The following is a 20,290-nucleotide window of genomic DNA, read 5'->3' on the forward strand; positions in this document are numbered from 1 at the left end:
CCTCGATTAGGCGGCCATATGGGCTGCGATGGCCGCGGCCAGCGCCAGGGCAATTTCACTGGGGTCTCGTTTTTCTGAGTAGTTCATCAGCTCAGGATGGCTGGGTACAAAACTGGTATCAAACACCGCTTTTTCAAAATCTGGATGAGCCAGAATCTGCTGGTAATAAGGTGCTGTGGTTTTGACTCCGCGCAAACGCATATCATCGATGGCCCGTTTACCCCGGGCGATCACTTCTTCCCAGGTCAAGGCCCAGCAAATCAGCTTCAGACACATGGAATCGTAATGAGGCGGAATGTCGTAACCGGTGTATATCGCTGTATCTACCCGAACCCCCGGGCCACCCGGCGCGTAGTAATGGGTGATATGACCGAAGCTGGGCAAAAAGTCGTTTTTGGGGTCTTCGGCATTGATACGGAACTGCAAGGCAAAGCCGCGATAACTGATGTCTTGCTGACGGTAACTGAGCGGTAAACCCGCAGCGATACGCAGCTGTTCGCGCACAATATCGACGCCGGTAATCTGCTCGGTAATGGTGTGCTCTACCTGAACCCGCGTGTTCATTTCCATGAAATACACCTTGTTGCCGGTCAGCAGGAACTCAACCGTACCGGCATTTTCATAGCCCACCGCAGCGGCGGCCTTGACGGCAAGAGTGCCCACATACTCACGCTGCTCCGGCGTGAGTTGTGGGCTGGGTGCAATCTCAATCAGTTTCTGGTTGCGACGCTGGATCGAACAGTCGCGTTCGTACAGATGTATGACATTCCCCTGGCTGTCGGCCAGAATCTGTACTTCGATATGGCGGGGATTAACGATGCACTTTTCCAGAAATACATCGGCAGAACCAAAGGCCTTGGTCGCTTCGGATATGACTCGGGGGTACTGCTGGCGTAATTCTTCCGGGCTGTCGCAGCGGCGAATCCCCCGACCACCACCACCGGAAGTGGCCTTGATCATCACCGGGTAGCCGACCTCTTCTGCCAGCGTTAACGCTTCGCTAATGTCTGCCAGATTACCGTCGGAACCGGGCGTAACCGGCACACCCGCCGCCCGCATCGAATCACGGGCCTGGGTTTTGTCACCCATGCCATGAATCACCGCCGATTTGGGGCCAATAAAGGTAACGCCTTTTGCTTCACAAAGGCGGGCAAATTCCGCGTTTTCAGACAAAAAACCGTAACCGGGATGGATGGCATCACAACCGGTCGAGACTGCCAGATTCACCAGTCGCAGAGGGTCCAGATAACCCGCTAACGGATCGTCCCCTAACGAGTAGGCTTCGTCCGCTCGTTTGACATGCAGGCCATAACGATCGGGTTCGGTGTAGATGGCAACCGAGCGAATTCCCATTTCGGCGCAAGCGCGCACAATACGCACTGCAATTTCGCCACGGTTGGCGATCAGTACCTTCTTCAACATGAGTCAAGCCTCGAACATGGTTGATGGGTTCACCCTACGACACTCGTATATCAATCCAAAATTGATATTATTTTAGTCAGCCATAAGCTTTACCTTATAGACAAGCTGCAACTATGGACTCAACAAAGCCCGGCAGAACCAGTTCTGTTCAACGATGGTGTCAGCCTCTTCTCTATAGCCGTTACCCTGATGACTGATGACCACCGATTGCCCAACAACAGCCACATCACCATGACAGGGCAACCGGCCAGCAGCTTGACCTGACGCAATCAGCCCCGGTCTTGACGTCATAACGGCCTGAATATGAACAAACACATCCACTCATTCAGGCCGGTTCAGGTCATCACCGGAGGTGAGACAGAGAGGAGCAAGAGCTAAAAAGCGGAGACAGAACCAACCGCAGAACGGGCAGGTCGCCGCCCTGATTCCGTGCAACTGCATCATAAGCGGGCCATGGTTCAGTTATGACATCGGTAAATTATATTTATGCAAAGTGCTTTCGTAATGGCTAAAAGACATCTCGAAAAATAAAGAAACTGACTATTAAACAAACAATAAAGCCAGCATTTAAAAACGGAAAACCGGTCAACCATTGATTAATAAAATCAGAAACCACCGCTTATAATAATCACCAACAATGGCACCAAAAACAGCAATACCGAAAGAACCAGCAACAAGAACAATGGCTGCCAGCTTTCACCCAGCAGATTCGCGAACTGGATTTTTGCACCCAGGCCAACCATCGCCGTTACCAAAAAAACAGTGGATAATTCTTCTGCCAACCATTTGACCTGATCACCAATAAGCCCCAGTGCATTAAGCGTTACAATAGCAGCAAATGCGTATAGGAAACCGGGCAAGCCATTACCATGATCGCTGTTTGATTTCTGCCAAATGGCAATAATCGCAATCACCGGCACCAGCGCCGCAACACGCAACATCTTGGTATAAATGGCAACATCACCCACCGTATCGGAAATAGCGTAACCAGCCCCGGCTACCTGGGCGACATCATGAATGGATATACCGATCAAGACACCGGCACTTTGAGCGTTAATACCCAGTACATCCACCAGAAATGGATAACTGATCATGGCAATACTACCGATTCCGGTGACGCTGGCAGCAATATAAGGAAGAATCCGGGACGTCCCCTGACGAGCACTCAATACTGCCGCCACTGCCATCGCAGCTGACGCGCCGCAAATAGCCACCGCTGCGCCACCAATCAGCCAGCACTCCGTCGGTAGCCGTAACCAGCGACCAATCACCCAGGCCAACAGAATTGTCAGCGGAACACTCAGACTCACCAACAATACCGGGGTCCAGCCAAGCGCCAGCACCTGATGCAAATCCAGTCTCACTCCCAGCAATACCACCCCCAGTTTCAGAATATTCTGCCGACTGAATTCTATGCCACTGTAGAGTGGATATTCCCGCGCTGGAGCACCAATAACATAGCCAAGAAAAAGCGCCAGAATCAGTGATGGCACACCCCAAAAAGGCGATGAAAAAACAGCTGCCATACCCAGAGCCAGACAGAGAGCAAAACCAGGAATAATCGAGCCTTGTGAGCTGAGCAGGGTATAAAGTCGGAAACCCACGGAGTGATCCTTAAACAGTGATTTGAGATCCGGTTATTGCAGATATTGTGCCACCCGAAAACATCACCCAATCCGCGCTCCAGCAGCGATATAAACAAGGAAGAAAAAGCCTCAAACAGCGTAAAAAAACGCTGCAAAAAAGAGCAACAACAGTCTGTTTATATTCCAGGCACGGTTAATGCTTCAGTTAATATTCAAACGTATCCGCGGTTCCCTGAACTCATCAATGTACTGGAATATTTTATGCCCGTTACACTACGCCAACTGGAAATTTTTTCGTCGGTCGTCAAAAACGGAAGCTTCAGCGACGCGGCAAAAGAACTCAATCTGTCGCAACCGGCGGTCAGCATGTCGGTCTCGCAACTCGAAAATATTCTGGGAGAGCGGGTCTTTGATCGCGTCGATCGTACTCTGTTACTCAATGATCGAGGCCGGGCCATATTACCCCTGGCGGTTGAGCTGTGCTCCCGCGCCAGTGAAATAGAAACCGGCCCCAATACGCACCTGACACAACAGGTTGGCTCATTAAAAATAGGAGCCAGCTCGACTATTGGCAATTATTTATTACCGGTCATATTGGGAGGGTTTATCAAGCAACATACAAAAGTCAATATTCGCCTGAATTCAAGTAATACGGAACAGGCACTGGAAGATTTATCTTCTTTTAAAATTGATATTGCTTTTATTGAAGGCATCAGTGTCGCTCCGGAATTACAGGCATTTCCCTGGCGACAGGATAATCTGGTTATTGTGGCACATCCGAATCATTCACTAGCAAAACACCCACCGTCCAATGTCCATGATTTACTTGACAAGCCTGACTGGATATTACGTGAATCCGGTTCCGGTACCCGTACCATATTCGAGAATTCATTACGTGATCATTTACATGAATTAAAAGTCTATCTTGAATTAGGGCATACCGAAGCGATTAAAACAGCAGTCGCCAGTGGATTGGGCGTCAGTTGCCTGTCGATTACCGCCGTCAAGGCCATGATCGATCACGGTGATCTGGCAGCGGTGGCAGTACCTTTTCTGGATTTGAAACGGAACCTGTATATCGTGGTGCACAAAGACAAATATCGTAGCCGTTTAATGAATGCGTTTTTGCGCTTCTGCGAAGACTGGTCCGCCAATACGGCATAACCCTTTCCCGCCATCTCGGCTGACTCAAGTCAGCCCATCCCGGCGCCCGGCCAATCAGCAAAAACTCAGCCGCTGCCGACATAAGATTGTTACTGTCTCCTACTGTCTCCAGGCACCCATGCTCAGCACAGGCGGTGCCTGGCAACGCCTGATGCAGAAAGTGCCCGGCCCAGAATCAATCAGAAATACTCTCCGGCCAGCTGGCCAACAGAGCAATCCTGAAAATTGGCCCGTTGGGCCTGGTAATCCACCAGATCACGAATCGCCAGCGTCTTCAGGCCAAATTCTTTAGCCAGTTGCCGCAGGTCACTCTGCCCTGCCATACCACCGTCGTAGTTCATGATTTCGCAGATCACAGCACCTGGCGTCAGGCCAGCCAGCTGGGCCAGTTCAACCGAGGCTTCGGTATGACCGGAGCGCTCCAGTACACCACCAGCCCGGGCGCTCAATACCGGCAAATGCCCAGGTGCAATCAGATCACCCGCCTGACTCGCCGGGTCCAGGGCAACTCGTACAGCCTCCGCCCGGTCTGGTGCGGAAATCCCTGTCGTTACACCAACCCTGGCATCCACTGGCATACAAAACGGGGTGGCATGAGCCGTCTGGTTTGCTTCTGGAGCCACCAGCAGAGAAAGCCCCAGTGTCTGGGTACGGGATTCTGGCAGCGCTAAACAGATCAGGCCACGTCCATGAATCGCCATAAAATTAATGGCTTCCGGGGTAGCGTGTTCTGCAGCCACACACAGGTCACCTTCGTTTTCGCGGTCTTCATCATCGGTCAGAATAATGATGTTACCGGCCGCCAATTCCGACAGGGCGGCGCTTAACTTGATGGATGGCATATTGGACATACGTCCTCCTGATAGTCGACCGGCAAGGCCGGGGGTGCCCGGCCGGCCGTTTCAGTGTTCATTAATAGAAGCGGCAGGCAGTACCCGCTGGCACGCCTGACGGTGGCAAACCGCTACGGTCAGGCCGGGCTGTCCAGTCCGGCGTAACGGCCTTGCCAATACAACAACGGCTGCACTTCCTCATTCACCGCCGCATAATCCAGCTGGGCTATGTAAATGGTGTGATCACCGGCTTCGTAGGTCTCGGTAATCACCGCTTCCATCACCGCTGCGCTGTCATTGAACACCAGTGCACCACCCGGACAACGCCGGGTGTCGAGGTCATCAAAACGGCCCCGGTCGGCTGTTTTCCAGGCATATCGATTGGAAATTTCCTGCTGGCTCTCGCTCAACAGACTGACTCCCATACGCTCTGCCTTGCCCAGTAACTGGTCGGTATCACTGCCACGTTTGATACACACCAGCGCCAACGGCGGCTGTGCCGATACCGAGGTAAAGGACGTGGCCGTCATGGCGTGCAGCTGACCGTCGTTCTCCATGGTGATCACCGCCACGCCGGACGCCAGTTGCCGCATCGTGTTGCAAAAAAGCTCGTTGCTTATCATTGCCGTCACCTCAGTTGGCCAAGAGGTTCTCGCGCAGCGTCGAACCCGTGTATTCGGTGCGGTAACGGCCACGTTTCTGTAGCTCAGGCACAACCATATCGACGAACTCTTCGAAGCAGCCCGGGGTGTAAGTGGCCGCCAACATAAAGCCATCAGCACCGCCTTCATCCATGAATTCTTCCATCTTGTCGGCGATGTCTGTGGGGGTCCCCACCAGAATCGGCATGCCCATGCCTTGTGCGTAATAAAGCGCCGCTTCTTTCACCGTTACCGGTGCGCCGCCCTTGGCGTAAATGATGGATTCAAACAGCCCCTGAATACCCGGGATCTCGATGTTCTGTACGTACTCATCAAGGTCGTAGGTCGAGAAGTCCGGGCCAAAGTGTCCAGACATCCAGGCCAATGCGCCTTCCAGCGGAATACAGGCCTTGATGCGTTCGTACTTGGCTTCGGCTTCTTCCCGTGTCTCGGCGACCACGGTTTGCAGTCCGTAAATCAGTTTGACGCTGCCAGGCGCACGGCCTGTCGCCGCCAAGCGGCCGTTCACGTCGTCGGCATACTCACGCATGCGATCAATATTGGGGTGAACGGCAAAAATAGCTTCCGCATGGCGGGCAGCAAAATCACGTCCTGTCGCCGATGAACCGGCCTGCCACAGTACCGGGCGGCCTTGTGGTGAACGGCAGACAAACGAACGGCCTTTCGATTTGAAAAACTCGCCGTCAAAGTCGATCTCGCGGACTTTGGTCGGGTCGACGTATACGCCGCTTTCCTTGTCGGCAACGATGGCATCCTCATCCCAGGAATCCCACAGTTCGTAACAAAGCTTCAGGTACTCTTCCATCCGTTCATAACGGCGTGAGCGATCGGTCATCGGCTCACCGTACGCATCCCATTCACATTTGGAGTAGGAGCTGACCACGTTCCAGGCCACCCGTCCGCTGGAGAGATGATCAAGGCTCGACAGACGGCGAACCATGGAATAAGGATGTTCAAATGCGGTCGAGAGCGTCACTCCCACACCCAGATGTTTGGTCGCGCCGGTGACGATTGGCACAATGGTTGATGGCTCGTGGGTCGGGCACTGGACGGCGTATTTCACACTCGCATCCGAACTCTGCTCGTAGTTGTTATAGGGCGCCAGCTCGTCTGCAATAAACATGGCATCAAACAGACCTCGCTCCATGGTGCGACCCATGTGTTGCCAGTACTCGGGCTTGCGCCAATCCCAGTTGACCTTGTCGCGGGAGTGTCGCCACATACCTGTTGCATGACTGTTGATGCCATGTTGTACAAAACCGAGCAGGTGTGCTTTTTTCTTGGACATTGTATTTCTCCACTAGCGCTTATTATGAAAAGTATTCAAGCCGTATAAAGAGAGTGAAACGGCTGCATAACCTGTCGAGCGAACTGATGACTGCCACCGACCATGTCTTCAAATTGACACATCAGTACATCCACCCCCGCATCGTTCAATTCACGGAGGCGGGCAGCGATGGTGTCGGTAGACCCCACCAGCCCAATGTCGAAACCACAATTGGAGTCGAGCATTTTTTCCTTGCTCAGTCCTTCCCAAGAGCTGGCACCGGACTCATCCATCGCCGTGCGCAGTTCATCAACCAGCGCGTCATCCCGCTGGCTCTGTAATGCCTGATAACGGGCTTGCGCCTCGTGATCGGTTGCTGCCATCAACACAAAGGCGCTGACGGCAATTTTCAGCGGTGTTGCCTCTGCGGCCTCGGTGCTGCGAATATTCGCAATGGTTTCCCGGAGTTCAGCAATCGGCATGCTGTTCAGGAAAATCGTCTCGCCGTACCGCCGGGCCATGGCCAGGGCAGTCTCGGACTGCCCTCCCACCCAGATCGGCGGCACCGGTTCGAGCTTGTCGACTGGCGGTGCGACTTCGGCACTGAAAAACTCCGCCGCCGCAGTTGCGGTTGTCACTCCCCAGAAACGCTGCAGGCTCTGGCAGTACTCATTCGCACGGCGATAGCGACCAGCATGATCCAGGTAATCCACACCGGCCTGCCGGAACTCTTCCGGCCACCAGCCACAGACGATATTGACGGAACAGCGCCCACGACTCATTTGCTGCAGACTGCGGGCCATTTGCGCCGCCACCAGTGGCGAGCAGAAGCCAGGCTTGCTGGCGACAACCAGTTCAATCCGTTGCGTCAAGGTGGCGATGCCAGCGGCAAATATCCATGGGTCAGCCACTTCTGCATCCTTGCCGTAAACACAATTCAGCAGATTCTCCGAGCCGTACAGATAATCAAATCCGTCATGTTCCGCCTGAACAGCCAGGCGAGCACACTGCTCAAAGTCGGGTAACGGGCGATGATTGAGTAATCGCAACCAACCGCCGTACACCGGCAACCACAGACCAAACTTCATCACTACCCCTCAGCGTCGACAAAGAAAGCCACGCCATTCATGGTCGCGGTCACAATGGCAAGAAAAGGCCCGGCATAAATCATTTCAGGCACAAAACCGACCATGGCAATGATGCCGCTGGCGGCCAGGACAGCAGCCAGAATCGCCAGACCATAATTGCTGTCCTGCTCTTCGGGGATGGCCGTCTCGGCGGTGGCGCGGTGATCTGCCACCGCCCCGGTAACGCCCTTGATATAGCCGGCCACAAAAATGGCCGTCGCTATCAGACACAGAAACAAAGTTACATAAAACAAAATCGACATAGCGGTTTCCTCAGTGGGGTCGTATCAGTTTGCGACGGGATGTCAGGCACGATTGGCGACTTCAACATTGTGATCCAGATCGGCCGTCATGCTCTCAAGCTCATCCATATCGAACTTGACGGGTTTCAGCAGCGCACCCAGTACCACCGTGATACCGCTGATAGAGAGAATCGACAGCGTACCGACCAGCTCGCCGTACATGCTGCGGATGGGCATACCAACCAGGATGGCGAGAATGACACCGGCCACAAAACCGAGGGTGTTGGTTCGCGACCAGAGAATGGCCAGTACCAGCGGAATCAGAATGGAGGTCTTCAATGCGTAGGTCGTCAGTACCAGCGAGGTGAAATCGACCCCGGAGAGCACGATCAGCGCCGCGACACTGCCGCCAACAAACATGGAAGCCTTGGTGATATAGAACAGGGTTTTTTCACCGGTATTGGGGGCAAAGCGTTTGACGATATCAATGGCAACAACAGACGACAGCGCTGCACTGGCACCATCAATGGTGGAGTAACAGGCCGCCAGAATCACCAGCGTATAAGCGATGATCAGCGTCATCGGCAGGCCGATATGAGAGATGATATAAGGCCCGACAGCGACAATATCACCACCCAGTTCGGTGGCCGTCAGACCAAAACCAATACCGACCAGACCAAGCATGCCCAGACAGATAGGAATCGGGTAGAACAGCGCACCGGCCCACAGGAACGTACGTGACACCTGATCCTTGCGTACCGACCAGACTTTCTGCCAGAAGGTTTGATCAGCAACAACCGAAGCCAGCAAGCCAAAGGCCAGCGTGATACCAAAGCCCGCCGCGGCAGCGGAGTCGGTGATCGACAGATTGATTTCATCCGCCTCGCCGACAGCGGCAAAGACCGTATCAACCCCACCAGGAATCAGATCAAAGACTGCCACAATCACCAGCGCCGCAGGCACTGTAATCATCCAGGTGTTGATCGTGCCCGTCATAACGGCTGTCCAGAGCCCGCCAAAGAATGAATACGCCATCACCACACAGACAGTGACAACCGTGGCCACGCGCCAGTCGATCGAAAACACCGTCGACATCACAACCGAGGTGCCTTTGAGGTTGATCAGGATCTCCAGCAGGATGCCAAAAATCATCGTCATGGTGACCACACTGGCAGCCGCCTGGGAACGACCAAAGCGGTTATAGGCAAACTGGCTGATGGTATAGCCGTCCGGCATCCGCTTGCGCAGAATACGCGCCAGAGGAATCATCACCATCAATGCCAGGCCGTTGGGAACCACAAACCAGAACAGCCCCGACAGGCCCCACTGGAACGTCATCGCTGAACTCATCATCACGGCCATGGCCCAGGTCCAGACCGAAATCACCGACCCAACGCCAAAGCCCAGGCCAATGCGGCGATTAGAGGAAATAAAATCATGTGTGTTTCTGATCAGCGTTCGCTTGATCAAGTAAGCAAGGGCCAGAAAGACCAGCCCCAGTCCGATCATAAGTGCAAAGCCAAGGCCCGGTGTGAGCCCTTCAGTTAGCTGTAGCGCCGACTTGTCCATACATAGGTTCCTCAAGTGGAGTTCGGGATACGCCCGAAGGCGCTCTGAGGGGGATAAAGCAACAGCTATGCCATGACTTCAAATGGCTTAAAAACGGCCTTTATTTCTGTTTTTTATATACTTATCACCATTATGAATATCAAATCCCGCCCTGCTTCCGTGCAGTTGCATCATAAAATAGCCATTGAAAACTTATCTTTTATATAAGTTTTCCTTATGGGAAGGCGATTCTGCGGCCATTCAGGTCCCTTGGTACAACCCACTCATCGAAACGCTAAAACAGGCCCGAAACCCGTCTTACAATCGGATTGTTGTGATCTAATCGAAGCCTCTGAATAGTTCTTATACCTACAGATTATTGATATTATTTAATTTTCGACCATAAAAAATGAATTTTTCAGTGATTTAATTTAATGTAATTTCAGTGTCCATTCTGCCAATCATCCACATAAGCCTCCGTTCATTGCCCCGTCGGTGTATTTTTACGGTATTTGGCCACCATCCGACGCAACAAAATCCCTGCTATCGCTCACGAACCTGAACGAATGTTCAATAATGGCGCACTCACCAACGGACTGATAACGGAGTCTGATAAACGACGCATTGGCCTCTGCCATGGCTGTTTATCTGAGGTCTGGCAGCGGCCGTTTTCCCTTTCCCGCAGTCGCTGAAGCGTCCCGACCAGAATGCTCAACACCCACGGCGCCGAAGCCCGCGATAACGCCAACAAACGATAATCAGCTCATTTCCAGACACTTGAACGAGCAACCTTAGATAACGCCGCGTTTTACCTTATAGTCGGCTTTTTTGTATTGAGTCTGGTATGCCAAATTCTGTTCAACAACTGATCAGTCGCCTGTCTTTCCGGCAGCTGCAAGTGTTCCGTGCCGTCTATCGCCACCGCAACTACAGCAAGGCCGGAGAACAACTGGGACTGACTCAACCCGCGGTCAGCTCACAGGTCAGGCAGCTGGAACTGGCGCTGAAACAACCGGTGTTCGAATACGTCGGCCGCAAACTGTTCTGCACCGCCGCCGGGGAGCAGTTGGCCTCCTGCATTGAAGTGATTTTTGAAGAGCTGGGCACCTTGCAGAACCAGCTGGTTATCATGGGTAACCAGGTGGCCGGGGATCTCAACATTGCCGCCGTGGATACCGCCCACTGCATACTGCCGTATCTGTTAAAGGATTTTATGCCACGCCACCCGCAGGTACAGGTGCACGCCCGGATGGTGACCCGTTCCGAGTCGTTACAGCGTCTGGCCGATTACACCGACCATCTGGTGATTATGGGCATGGCTCCAGTCGACAAAACCCTCGCCACCCTGCCATTTCTGGATAACGAGCTGATTCCACTGGTGGCCCCCGGCCATCCACTGCTGTCTCAGCCAGACGTGCGTGTGCAGGACTTTCTCGACCATGGATTGATTGTCGGGGAGCAGGAATCCGGCACCCACCAGGCTCTGACATGCTGGAGTCAACAATGCCGGATACCACTACAACCCGTGATGCAGATCGACTCCAACGAAGGCCTGAAACACGCCGTCATGGCCGGTCTCGGCGTCACCGTACTGCCGAAGCTGACGGTGCTGTCGGAACTGCATGATGGCAGCCTGCAACAGCTGCCACTCGATGGCTTTCCGCTGCGCCGCTCCTGGTGTCTGGTCTATCTCAGCGACAAGCAGCCCAACCCGGCCATGCGGGCATTTGTCGATTTTATTCAGGACAATATCCAGACGATCGAGCAACAGTTTGCCCGCCGCGCCGCGATGATCACGACCAGCCGCCAGCCAAGCAATGACGCTTAATCACGACTATCCTGTCATCACACCTTGTCACAACCGCCACCGCACAACAGGTATCACCCATGCCAGAATTAATGACTTCATACAGCCTGACGTTTCAGGCCCTGATGCTGATTTTTGCCACTCTACTGGTACAAAATCTGGTCGCCACCATGGCGCACCGCAAACAGGGGCGCTACACCCCCGGAATTGTTGACCCGCAGTTGAGCCATGGCTCGTTTGTGTTTCGCAGTCACCGCACCTTTATCAACTCACTGGAGAATCTGCCACTGCTGCTGGGGCCAGCCCTGATCGGCATATTGAGTGGCTTTGATGCCCTCAAACTGGGGGTCATGTGCTCCATTTATGCCGCCACCCGGCTGATTCACATGGGGCTGTATTACGCCATTGCCACCGAGCGAAACCCCAGTCCGCGCAGTTATTTTTATATGGTCGGTTTGCTGGTCAGCATCGTCCAGCTGGTGATGGTACTGATACACGTGCTACGTCTGCCCTGAGTAACCCCGGCAGCCGGGGTTATGACAACAGTGTGTACCACCGCCAGTGCTGTTGTCGTGCCGGAGAACCTGCCAGCATAACCGGCTGATAAAACATGAGGTTTGTATGTCGGTACTTGAATCGATTCCGTTGTCATTGCTGGAGCTGGCCACGGTGCCGCAAGGCGCTGATATTCCCCAGACGCTGCAGCATATGCTGGAGCATGCACGTCACGCCGACCAGCTGGGTTTCAAACGCCTGTGGCTGGCGGAGCATCACAATATGGCCGGTATTGCCAGTTCTGCCACTGCCGTGCTGGTTGGCCAGGTTGCCGCCCATACCCGACAGCTCAGAGTCGGTTCTGGCGGCATCATGCTACCCAACCATCCACCGCTGGTGATTGCCGAGCAGTTCGGCACCCTGGCATCGCTGTACCCGGATCGCATCGACCTCGGTTTGGGTCGGGCACCAGGTACCGACGCCATCACCAGCCGGGCATTACGTCGTGACGAGCGGCGAGCGGATCATTTCCCTGCCGAAGTCGCCGAGCTGCAACGACTGTTAGGTAAAAGCACTGAAGGCCACGCCGTCCATGCCTACCCCGGCAGTGATACCAAGGTACCGATCTGGCTGCTGGGATCCAGTTTGTTCAGCGCCCAGCTGGCCGCACAGCGAGGCTTGCCTTACGCCTTCGCCGCGCACTTTGCCCCTCGCTATCTACACGAAGCGCTGGCCTTGTATCGGCGGGAGTTTCAACCATCAGAGCAACTGGCCAAACCGTACGCCATTGCCACGCTGCCATTGATTGCCGCAGCAACCGACCAGCAGGCCCAGTATCTGGCCACCAGCAGTCAGCAACGGGTGATCGCCCTGATGACAGGACAACCCTTGTTTTTACCGCCACCCACCAGGAATATAGATGCCCTGTGGGATCTTCCGATGCAGGCGCAAGTGCAGTCTTTTCTGGCCATGGCTGTCGTCGGTGGGCCAGCAACACTGGCATTCAAACTGGCGTCGCTGGTACAGGAGCTGGAGGTGGATGAGTTGATGTTCACCAACGATATTTATGACCGCCAACAGCGGCTGGATGCACTGGATATTGTGATGGCAGCAACGCGAGGCTGATCACGGTATGACGCAAGGCGAGGGATTACGCTGCCGTGCTCGCAAACCGCCACTGCAGCAGCCCAACCGGTCGACCCGTCTTACCCGACATCAGCGATGCGGCCCAGGCAACTCCCGGAAGATAGCGACCGGTGGCTTTGTCGCGGGTTACACCTATTCATGAGATTTGGCAAACAGATGATCATCCACACACTGCAGCGAACAGCCATGCTGCTGACTTTGCTTTTGGGATTCACCAATAACACACAGGCCCTGTCCACCATCGAAGAAATAGTGAACAGCACCAGGCTGATCGCACTTGGGGATATTCATGGCTCAGAAAAACCAGTGAATTTTCTGATTAATACACTCAAACAGCCTGCCATCGCGAATAAAATCGACAACATCGTGGTTGAGTTTGGTAACGCCCAATATCAAGCCCTGGCCGATGACTACCTGTTGAAGGGAGTTTATGTCGCCCCGGAAACACTCCGCCAGATATGGCGCAATACACTGTACTTCATGGCCTGGCAAACACCGCAATACCAGCGGTTGATCGAATTTCTGCGCTACCATAACGCAACCCGGGCGCACAAGATTCGTCTCGTTCTGGCTGACCCCGCCTTCGATTGGGCAACCATCAGACGTGATGAATGGGAAACACTGACGGTAACGCGTGAAGACACCTACCAGAACATGGTCGAGTCCGAAGTACTGGAAAAGCATCAAACAGCGATACTGCTATTTGGTGCCTTTCATCAGCTGAAAAGGCCTCTCAAACTTCAGGGTAAGCCGGATGTTTTCAACTCGCTGGTATCCCGGCTGGTCCAGTCTGGCACCAACGTCATTACCCTTTGGCCTCACATGGGAGCCGCACTGGACACAACCCGCTACCAAGCGCCAACCCTGATTGATCTTGGGCACGACCCCTTTGGCCAACAGCGACTGAGCGACCTGTCAGACCGATTCCTGTCTGATCAACCACTGTCTTACATCGCAGACTACTACCTTTATCAGGGAGCTGACCCCCGTGACGCCAAACCGGCTGCAAACAACACAACCGATAAAGCGTGGCATGCCGAAATGGCCAGACGAGCCAGGTTGATTGGCGGCCGCGTGGAATCGCAAGTCAATAACTGGCTGACCCGCCATGCACATTGATATGCGCATTAAATCACTCGATCAGCCACCGGCACGAACTCAATAACCCTTGGCGATATCGACCAGGTTCCGCAACGGCTGACCGGCCAGCTGGCGGTAGCCGTTCTCGACCAGCTGCGCCAGCATTACCTGGCCAGAAGCCGACGATGCCATATGCGGCGTCACGATCACGCCGGCTTGATCCCAGAGAGGGTTGCCTTTCGGCAACGGCTCCTGCGCAAACACGTCCAGCACAGCAGCTCGCAAATGGCCGCTGCTCAAGGCATCGATCAGGTCTTGCTCATTCAGGTGCTCGCCGCGGCCGCAGTTCATCACTACCGCGCCCGGTGGTAATTCAGCAAACAGCGAAGCATCCAGAATCGCCTCGGTTGCCGTGGTCAGGGGCAGCAGATTAACCAGCAGGTCACAGCTGGATAAAAACGTTCCTCGCTCAGCCTCTCCTGCGTAACAATGCACTTGCTCAATCTGCTTGCGACTGCCTGCCCAGCCAGAAACAGGATAACCAAGCCCGGCCAGCCTGGCCGCGATAAATCCCCCCAACTGCCCCAGGCCCATCACACCGATCCGCATACGACCAGCCTGGCGCTGCGGATGTAATTGCCAGATCTTGGCCTGCTGATTGCTCAAGGCCAGATCAAAATCGCGCTGATGATGCAATACACCCCATAACACATATTCCAGCATGCCTTGCTGTTGCCCTTCATCAACGACTCGGGATACGGGCAAGCCGCTGTGCATCAGTATGTCGCCCAGATGATCAACCCCTGCCGATACAGCTTGCAGCAGCTGCAACCCGGGACAACGCTGCAACAAATCCACCGGTGGATGCCAACACGCCGCCACCTGGGCATGCCGGGCAGCCGGGTCGTCCGGCGTACACACAGCAACCTGTGGATACTCTGTGGCCATCAGCGCCATCAAGCGGGCACTGAATGCCGGGTTATTGGTGGCAAACACAATGTTCAGATCAGAAGAGGAAGCAGGCGTAAGAGCGGGAGTGAGGGTGTCTGTATTCATCAGCGGCCATGATTGTCCAAGAATTCGATTCAATCCAGCTTACGCAACTCAGTTGCGCAAACCAACCAGTGCGGATTGTTGAAGACGAAAACGGCCGAAGACAAAACAAGCACCGCTGGCAGCACGTTTTTATTCACCAGCGGCGGGAATAACTGCAACAATTAATGGTCAACCGGTCGCATCAAGAAATGCCAACACTTCGTCGGATTGCCTCTGTTGCCAAAGACGGCTTTACTGACGGTGATAATAATAGTCCGGGCGCGACCGTCGACCCGGATCCAACCGCCACTGTGGAGAGACTCTTATGACGGATGCACGGCAGCAGCCCGCTCAATACCCCACCCCGATACACCACCCGCACGACATCTGGCAGCTGGATGCAGAATATGTCACTCCGGGGGTCGCCAGTGTCTATATCATCCAACAGGAAGACCGCCTGGCCATTGTCGAAACCGGTACCTGCCATACCGTTCCTCATATACTGGAGCAGATCCATCAGCTCGGCCTGACCCCAGCCCACGTCGATTATGTGATCCCGACGCATGTTCACCTCGACCATGCCGCCGGTGCCGGACACCTGATGGCCTGGTGCCCCAATGCCCAACTGGTGATTCACCCCCGCGGGGCAGCCCATATGATCGACCCCGGCAAACTGGAAGCCGGAACCCGGGCGGTGTATGGCGCCGAAAAATACGAGCAACTTTATGGCTCGCTGTTGCCGATTGCCGCAGAGCGGGTGATTCAGGCCAGCGATGGTTTCACGCTGGACTTCAACGGTCGCACCTTTACCTTTCTGGATACACAGGGTCACGCCAAGCATCACTTTTGCGTCCACGACAGCGCCAGCAACAGCATCTTCAGTGGCGACACCTTTGGTATTTCCTATCGTGCGTTCGATGCCGACGATGGCCAGAATCTACTGTTTGTAACCACCACCCCAGTGCACTTTGATCCACCCGCGCTGCGTGCCAGCATCGAACGGCTGGCAGGGCTCAAGCCCGAGCGTATTTACCTCACTCACTACGGCCCGATTGTTCCCCACGCTGACAACGTCAGCCAGTTGCTGCAATCCCTCGATGCCTTTGTTGCCATCGCCCGGCAGGAAATCGCGCCGCCCGAAGGCCGCAGCGACCGAATCCAGCAGCGCATGATGGCATACCTGCTGGCGCAGCTGGAAACAATCAACCCCGCCGCCGACCTGGATCAGGCTCGCCACTGGCTCAGCATGGACGTCAACCTCAACACCCAGGGCATTGAGGTGTGGTTGCAACGGCAGACGTCATAACCGCTGGCGCTCCGGAGATGCTTGCCGAGCGCGCGACGACGGAGCGTATCAACCCTGTTGCAGGATTTTTGCCGTATCGCGCTCCCGCACGTTATCCAGATAACGGCGACAGGCGCTATCCGGGGCCAGCAACACCCCCTGTTCATCCAACGGTGGCACATTGACAAGATAATCCAGAAACGGCGTCAGCAAGCTGTCGGCCATGCTGTACTGCTCACCGGCAATCCAGCGTGACGCCGCTAGCTGGCGCTCGATCACTGCCAGAAACTCACGGACTCGCGGCAGATTACCCCGTATCACATCCAGACGCGGCCGGCCGTTGTCACCCTGGGGAAACACCAGCTCCAGCATAAAGCCGTCCATGGTGTAGAGCCGTCCATAAATCGCGATCGCTCCGGTCCAGCGCAGCACCGTCGCCCGCTGCTGGCTCGACAACGCCGCCAGGCGCCCAGAAGCACCAGCCAGATCATCCAGATAGGTACAAATAGCCGTTACTTCCGGCAGACTGAAATCGCCGTCCAGCAAGATCGGGAATTTCCCAAACGGATTGAGCGCCAGATGATCCGGGGAATACGGGGCAATCGGGTTGCCCGCCGGGGCCATGCCAAATGCCAGCGGCAATCCCAGTTCATGGGCATACAAACGAACCGCACGAACATACGGACTGATGGCCGGACCAAAAAGATACAATGAACTCATATTAAAAGACTCCGCAGCAAAAATGGGCCATTCCTGATTCTAAGATGGCCTGACGCACTGTATGCCGCCCAACAATATGTTCAACAACATATTCTGGCAAACCGGCACGATGGCCTGGAATAAAGGCCACAAAAAAACAGCCACTGTATTACAACAGTGGCTGTTTGTTTTCTGCTACTGACCGGCCACTGATGGCCTGAATCAGTTCCGGATCAGGTAATCAAACGCTCCCAGTGCGGCGGTGGCCCCGGCACCCATGGAGATGATGATCTGCTTGAACGGCACCGTGGTAACGTCACCGGCCGCCAATATACCAGGCACGCTGGTCTGGCCTTTGGCGTCAATCACGATCTCACCCCGGTTACTCAGTTCCAAAGTGCCTTGCAGAAATTCGCTGTTGGGCACCAGACCAATCTGGACGAAGATACCGGCCACTGCCAGATCGTGCATCTCGCCGCTGACGCGATCCTTGTATTTCAGGCCTGTCGCCTTGCTGCCATCACCGACCACTTCAGTGGTCATGGCGTTTTTGATGATGGTAACGTTCGGCAGGGATTCTGCTTTTTTCACCAGCACGGCGTCGGCACGCAGGGTGTCGCCAAATTCCAGTACGGTTACGTGTTCAACGATCCCTGCCAGGTCAATCGCGGCTTCGATACCGGAGTTACCACCACCAATAACGGCAGTTGGCTTGCCTTTGAACAGCGGGCCGTCACAGTGTGGGCAGAAGGCCACCCCTTTGGTTTTGTACTGCTCTTCACCTGGTACGTTCATTTCTCTCCAGCGTGCACCAGTCGCCAGAATCACGGCTTTGCTGGTCAGGATGGCACCGTTTTCCAGTTCAACCTGTTTCAGTGTCTGGCCGTCGACTTCGATCTCACGAATCGCTTTGGCACGCTGGTTGGTCATCACATCGATATCGTAATCCTTGACGTGCTCTTCCAGGCCAGCCACCAATTTCGGGCCATCGGTGGCTTTTACCGAGATAAAGTTTTCGATCGCCAGTGTGTCCATGACTTGCCCGCCAAAACGTTCAGCCACAATACCGGTGCGGATGCCTTTACGGGCAGTGTAAATCGCCGCTGAAGCACCCGCAGGGCCACCACCGACCACCAGCACGTCGAACTGTTCCTTGGCGGAAATTTCGGCGGCTTTTTTGGCATCGGCGTCATCGTCCACCTTGTTGAGGATCTCTTCCAGCGTCATGCGACCGTTGCCGAAAGGTTCGCCGTTCAGCATCAAAGTTGGTACCGCCATGATACCCACGGTTTCCACTTCTTGCGGGAACACACCACCGTCGATCATGGTGGCACGCACGTTCGGGTTCAGTACCGCCATCAGGTTGATGGCCTGGACGACATCCGGGCAGTTGTGGCAAGACAAGGATATGTACACTTCAAAGTCCAGTGGCTTGTTCAGGCCTTTGACTTGCTCCAGCAACTCAGGTGCCGCCTTGCTTGGGTGACCGCCCGCTTGCAGCAGCGCCAGTACCAGTGAAGTGAACTCGTGCCCCATTGGCACACCGGCAAAGGTGACTCGGGCCGCTTCGCCTTCCGGGCCAACCGTCATGCGTGGTGTACGACCACTGTCACCAGAGACGATTTTCAGGGCAACCTTGTCGGACAGGTCGGCAATATCACGGCCCAAGCTTTCCAGCTCGATGGATTTGTCGTTGCCTTCTTTGGTGTAGACAGTCAGCTCAATCGGACGAACGATGTTTTGGAGATAAGCGCCCAATTGCTGTTTCATGTTTGCGTCAAGCATGATGGTTTCCTTATTTCGTTGATTTCGTTCAGGCTGCTGCAACGACGGCATGAACGCCTTTATTCAAGATACGAGACTATGATAGCCCTGCCCCTATGATTATATAAATCAATCTTTTCTAACTATTCGATAGTTTAAAGCTAAAAATAAAAACAAAAAATATCTGATTGTCATTGTGTCCCTGGACTGACAGACCTCGCTTGAGTCGTATCAATGTCCGGCCGGGTTAGTGGCTGACAGGGTTGTTTGTAGAGCTGTTACTGCTCTGGTTTTACTGTGGCTACAAACGCAAACAGCCCCGTCTGAAGACGAGGCTGTTCACAACAGTGGAGCAGCCGCGGATGCTCCCTTTTATCTTATCTGCCCAAAATTCAGATCAGATTTTGCCAACCAGATCCAGTGAAGGAGCCAGTGTGGCTTCGCCTTCTTTCCACTTGGCCGGGCAAACTTCACCTGGGTGAGCCGCGACGTATTGAGCCGCTTTGATTTTGCGCATCAGGTCGTCGGCATCACGGCCAATACCTTCAGCGGTCACTTCCATGGCTTGAATCACACCTTCTGGATCGATCAGGAAAGTGGCACGGTCTGCCAGGCCTTGACCTTCACGCAGTACACCGAAGTTGCTGGTGATAGTGGCCGTCTGGTCGCCTACCATGTAGTAGTTGATGGTGCCAATCGCATCTGAAGTGTCGTGCCATGCTTTGTGGCAGAAGTGGGTATCCGTCGAAACAGAGAACACTTCAACACCCATGGATTGCAGTTCTTCGTATTTGCTGCCCAGGTCTTCCAGTTCAGTCGGGCAAACAAAGGTGAAGTCAGCTGGGTAGAAGAAAAAGACAGCCCATTTACCCAGAACGTCGGCTTCGGTGATGTCGACGAATTCGCCTTGTTTAAAGGCAGTAGCAGAGAATGGTTTGATAGCAGTATTGATCATAGTGGTCACTCCAGTGAGTTTGAGTCAGAGAATATATCCGGGAACGAGATCTATAATGCGCCGCTCCACGCCATAGGTTAAATTAATCTTTTTAAATAGGCCTATAGCCAATAGCCATCGAACGATATCGCTATTGAGACGAGCCGAATGAAAGCCAGCAGGCAGCCGGCTGG

18 protein-coding genes are annotated in these 20,290 nt (G+C 54.3%); 6 read left to right on the forward strand and 12 right to left on the reverse strand.

Annotated elements, in window-relative coordinates; genetic code table 11:
* Positions 1–6 precede the first annotated feature (6 nt).
* Together Q8W22_RS11985 and Q8W22_RS11990 are read right to left on the reverse strand one after the other, a co-directional pair.
* Positions 7–1,422 (reverse strand): acetyl-CoA carboxylase biotin carboxylase subunit, encoded by a 1,416-nt coding sequence (locus Q8W22_RS11985; RefSeq protein WP_305414364.1) that lies wholly within the window; start codon positions 1,420–1,422, stop codon positions 7–9.
* Between the two features lie 605 nt (positions 1,423–2,027).
* Positions 2,028–3,026, reverse strand: a complete 999-nt coding sequence (locus tag Q8W22_RS11990; protein WP_305452466.1) for a YeiH family protein — start codon at positions 3,024–3,026, stop codon at positions 2,028–2,030.
* 243 nt (positions 3,027–3,269) lie between these two features.
* Between Q8W22_RS11990 and Q8W22_RS11995 the strand changes: the two genes are divergently transcribed.
* Entirely contained in the window at positions 3,270–4,172 is a 903-nt protein-coding gene (locus Q8W22_RS11995) for a LysR substrate-binding domain-containing protein (RefSeq protein WP_303432793.1), read from the forward strand.
* A gap of 179 nt (positions 4,173–4,351) precedes the next feature.
* Here Q8W22_RS11995 and ribB read toward each other — a convergent pair whose 3' ends face one another.
* The 6 genes from ribB to Q8W22_RS12025 form a co-directional block, all read right to left on the reverse strand.
* Positions 4,352–5,023 carry a 3,4-dihydroxy-2-butanone-4-phosphate synthase gene (ribB, locus tag Q8W22_RS12000; protein ID WP_305452467.1) on the reverse strand — a complete coding sequence of 224 codons (672 nt, stop codon included), beginning with the start codon at positions 5,021–5,023 and terminating at the stop codon, positions 4,352–4,354.
* A gap of 119 nt (positions 5,024–5,142) precedes the next feature.
* Positions 5,143–5,628, reverse strand: a complete 486-nt coding sequence (locus tag Q8W22_RS12005; RefSeq protein ID WP_303432791.1) for a flavin reductase family protein — start codon at positions 5,626–5,628, stop codon at positions 5,143–5,145.
* A 10-nt stretch (positions 5,629–5,638) separates the two neighbouring features.
* Complete coding sequence (locus Q8W22_RS12010) at positions 5,639–6,955, reverse strand: LLM class flavin-dependent oxidoreductase (protein ID WP_305452468.1); 1,317 nt, start codon at positions 6,953–6,955, stop codon at positions 5,639–5,641.
* A gap of 35 nt (positions 6,956–6,990) precedes the next feature.
* On the reverse strand, positions 6,991–8,022 hold the full coding sequence (locus Q8W22_RS12015) for an LLM class flavin-dependent oxidoreductase (protein WP_305452469.1): 1,032 nt from the start codon (positions 8,020–8,022) through the stop codon (positions 6,991–6,993).
* A gap of 2 nt (positions 8,023–8,024) precedes the next feature.
* Positions 8,025–8,324, reverse strand: a complete 300-nt coding sequence (locus tag Q8W22_RS12020) for a hypothetical protein (protein WP_303432788.1) — start codon at positions 8,322–8,324, stop codon at positions 8,025–8,027.
* A gap of 42 nt (positions 8,325–8,366) precedes the next feature.
* A complete protein-coding gene (locus Q8W22_RS12025; RefSeq protein WP_303432787.1) occupies positions 8,367–9,872 on the reverse strand; it encodes a hypothetical protein in 1,506 nt (501 codons plus the stop codon).
* Positions 9,873–10,695: 823 nt separating this feature from the next.
* Between Q8W22_RS12025 and Q8W22_RS12030 the strand changes: the two genes are divergently transcribed.
* The 4 genes from Q8W22_RS12030 to Q8W22_RS12045 all read left to right on the forward strand — a co-directional run bounded on the left by Q8W22_RS12030 (position 10,696) and on the right by Q8W22_RS12045 (position 14,418).
* Positions 10,696–11,679 (forward strand): LysR family transcriptional regulator, encoded by a 984-nt coding sequence (locus Q8W22_RS12030; RefSeq protein ID WP_305414369.1) that lies wholly within the window; start codon positions 10,696–10,698, stop codon positions 11,677–11,679.
* A 59-nt stretch (positions 11,680–11,738) separates the two neighbouring features.
* Positions 11,739–12,173, forward strand: a complete 435-nt coding sequence (locus Q8W22_RS12035; protein ID WP_305414370.1) for an MAPEG family protein — start codon at positions 11,739–11,741, stop codon at positions 12,171–12,173.
* Positions 12,174–12,279: 106 nt separating this feature from the next.
* Entirely contained in the window at positions 12,280–13,278 is a 999-nt protein-coding gene (locus tag Q8W22_RS12040) for an LLM class flavin-dependent oxidoreductase (RefSeq protein WP_305452473.1), read from the forward strand.
* Positions 13,279–13,455: 177 nt separating this feature from the next.
* Positions 13,456–14,418 (forward strand): hypothetical protein, encoded by a 963-nt coding sequence (locus Q8W22_RS12045; protein WP_305452474.1) that lies wholly within the window; start codon positions 13,456–13,458, stop codon positions 14,416–14,418.
* Positions 14,419–14,457: 39 nt separating this feature from the next.
* On the opposite strand, the gene Q8W22_RS12050 is transcribed toward Q8W22_RS12045, so the two are convergent.
* Positions 14,458–15,435, reverse strand: a complete 978-nt coding sequence (locus Q8W22_RS12050) for a glyoxylate/hydroxypyruvate reductase A (protein WP_305452475.1) — start codon at positions 15,433–15,435, stop codon at positions 14,458–14,460.
* A gap of 304 nt (positions 15,436–15,739) precedes the next feature.
* Between Q8W22_RS12050 and Q8W22_RS12055 the strand changes: the two genes are divergently transcribed.
* Complete coding sequence (locus tag Q8W22_RS12055; protein WP_305452476.1) at positions 15,740–16,720, forward strand: MBL fold metallo-hydrolase; 981 nt, start codon at positions 15,740–15,742, stop codon at positions 16,718–16,720.
* Positions 16,721–16,768: 48 nt separating this feature from the next.
* Here Q8W22_RS12055 and Q8W22_RS12060 read toward each other — a convergent pair whose 3' ends face one another.
* The 3 genes from Q8W22_RS12060 to ahpC all read right to left on the reverse strand — a co-directional run bounded on the left by Q8W22_RS12060 (position 16,769) and on the right by ahpC (position 20,117).
* Positions 16,769–17,419 (reverse strand): glutathione S-transferase family protein, encoded by a 651-nt coding sequence (locus tag Q8W22_RS12060; protein ID WP_303432778.1) that lies wholly within the window; start codon positions 17,417–17,419, stop codon positions 16,769–16,771.
* A gap of 201 nt (positions 17,420–17,620) precedes the next feature.
* The gene (gene ahpF / locus Q8W22_RS12065; RefSeq protein WP_303432777.1) at positions 17,621–19,183 is read right to left on the reverse strand and encodes an alkyl hydroperoxide reductase subunit F; all 1,563 of its coding nucleotides are present in this window, start codon (positions 19,181–19,183) and stop codon (positions 17,621–17,623) included.
* A 376-nt stretch (positions 19,184–19,559) separates the two neighbouring features.
* Positions 19,560–20,117, reverse strand: coding sequence for an alkyl hydroperoxide reductase subunit C (gene ahpC / locus Q8W22_RS12070; protein ID WP_303432776.1), 558 nt, complete (start codon positions 20,115–20,117; stop codon positions 19,560–19,562).
* Positions 20,118–20,290: the final 173 nt, after the last annotated feature.

The sequence above is a fragment of the Oceanobacter sp. 1_MG-2023 genome (assembly GCF_030689025.1).
In the GTDB taxonomy this organism is placed as follows: domain Bacteria; phylum Pseudomonadota; class Gammaproteobacteria; order Pseudomonadales; family Oceanobacteraceae; genus Oceanobacter.

Excerpts from the sequence above, each read along its gene's own strand:
- Q8W22_RS11985 (WP_305414364.1), bottom strand. The coding sequence starts at position 1,422 with ATGTTGAAGAAGGTACTGATCGCCAACCGTGGCGAAATTGCAGTGCGT.
- Q8W22_RS11995 (WP_303432793.1), top strand. The coding sequence starts at position 3,270 with ATGCCCGTTACACTACGCCAACTGGAAATTTTTTCGTCGGTCGTCAAA.
- ribB (WP_305452467.1), bottom strand. The coding sequence starts at position 5,023 with ATGTCCAATATGCCATCCATCAAGTTAAGCGCCGCCCTGTCGGAATTG.
- Q8W22_RS12005 (WP_303432791.1), bottom strand. The coding sequence starts at position 5,628 with ATGATAAGCAACGAGCTTTTTTGCAACACGATGCGGCAACTGGCGTCC.
- Q8W22_RS12010 (WP_305452468.1), bottom strand. The coding sequence starts at position 6,955 with ATGTCCAAGAAAAAAGCACACCTGCTCGGTTTTGTACAACATGGCATC.
- Q8W22_RS12015 (WP_305452469.1), bottom strand. The coding sequence starts at position 8,022 with ATGAAGTTTGGTCTGTGGTTGCCGGTGTACGGCGGTTGGTTGCGATTA.
- Q8W22_RS12020 (WP_303432788.1), bottom strand. The coding sequence starts at position 8,324 with ATGTCGATTTTGTTTTATGTAACTTTGTTTCTGTGTCTGATAGCGACG.
- Q8W22_RS12025 (WP_303432787.1), bottom strand. The coding sequence starts at position 9,872 with ATGGACAAGTCGGCGCTACAGCTAACTGAAGGGCTCACACCGGGCCTT.
- Q8W22_RS12030 (WP_305414369.1), top strand. The coding sequence starts at position 10,696 with ATGCCAAATTCTGTTCAACAACTGATCAGTCGCCTGTCTTTCCGGCAG.
- Q8W22_RS12035 (WP_305414370.1), top strand. The coding sequence starts at position 11,739 with ATGCCAGAATTAATGACTTCATACAGCCTGACGTTTCAGGCCCTGATG.
- Q8W22_RS12040 (WP_305452473.1), top strand. The coding sequence starts at position 12,280 with ATGTCGGTACTTGAATCGATTCCGTTGTCATTGCTGGAGCTGGCCACG.
- Q8W22_RS12045 (WP_305452474.1), top strand. The coding sequence starts at position 13,456 with ATGATCATCCACACACTGCAGCGAACAGCCATGCTGCTGACTTTGCTT.
- Q8W22_RS12050 (WP_305452475.1), bottom strand. The coding sequence starts at position 15,435 with ATGAATACAGACACCCTCACTCCCGCTCTTACGCCTGCTTCCTCTTCT.
- Q8W22_RS12055 (WP_305452476.1), top strand. The coding sequence starts at position 15,740 with ATGACGGATGCACGGCAGCAGCCCGCTCAATACCCCACCCCGATACAC.
- Q8W22_RS12060 (WP_303432778.1), bottom strand. The coding sequence starts at position 17,419 with ATGAGTTCATTGTATCTTTTTGGTCCGGCCATCAGTCCGTATGTTCGT.
- ahpF (WP_303432777.1), bottom strand. The coding sequence starts at position 19,183 with ATGCTTGACGCAAACATGAAACAGCAATTGGGCGCTTATCTCCAAAAC.
- ahpC (WP_303432776.1), bottom strand. The coding sequence starts at position 20,117 with ATGATCAATACTGCTATCAAACCATTCTCTGCTACTGCCTTTAAACAA.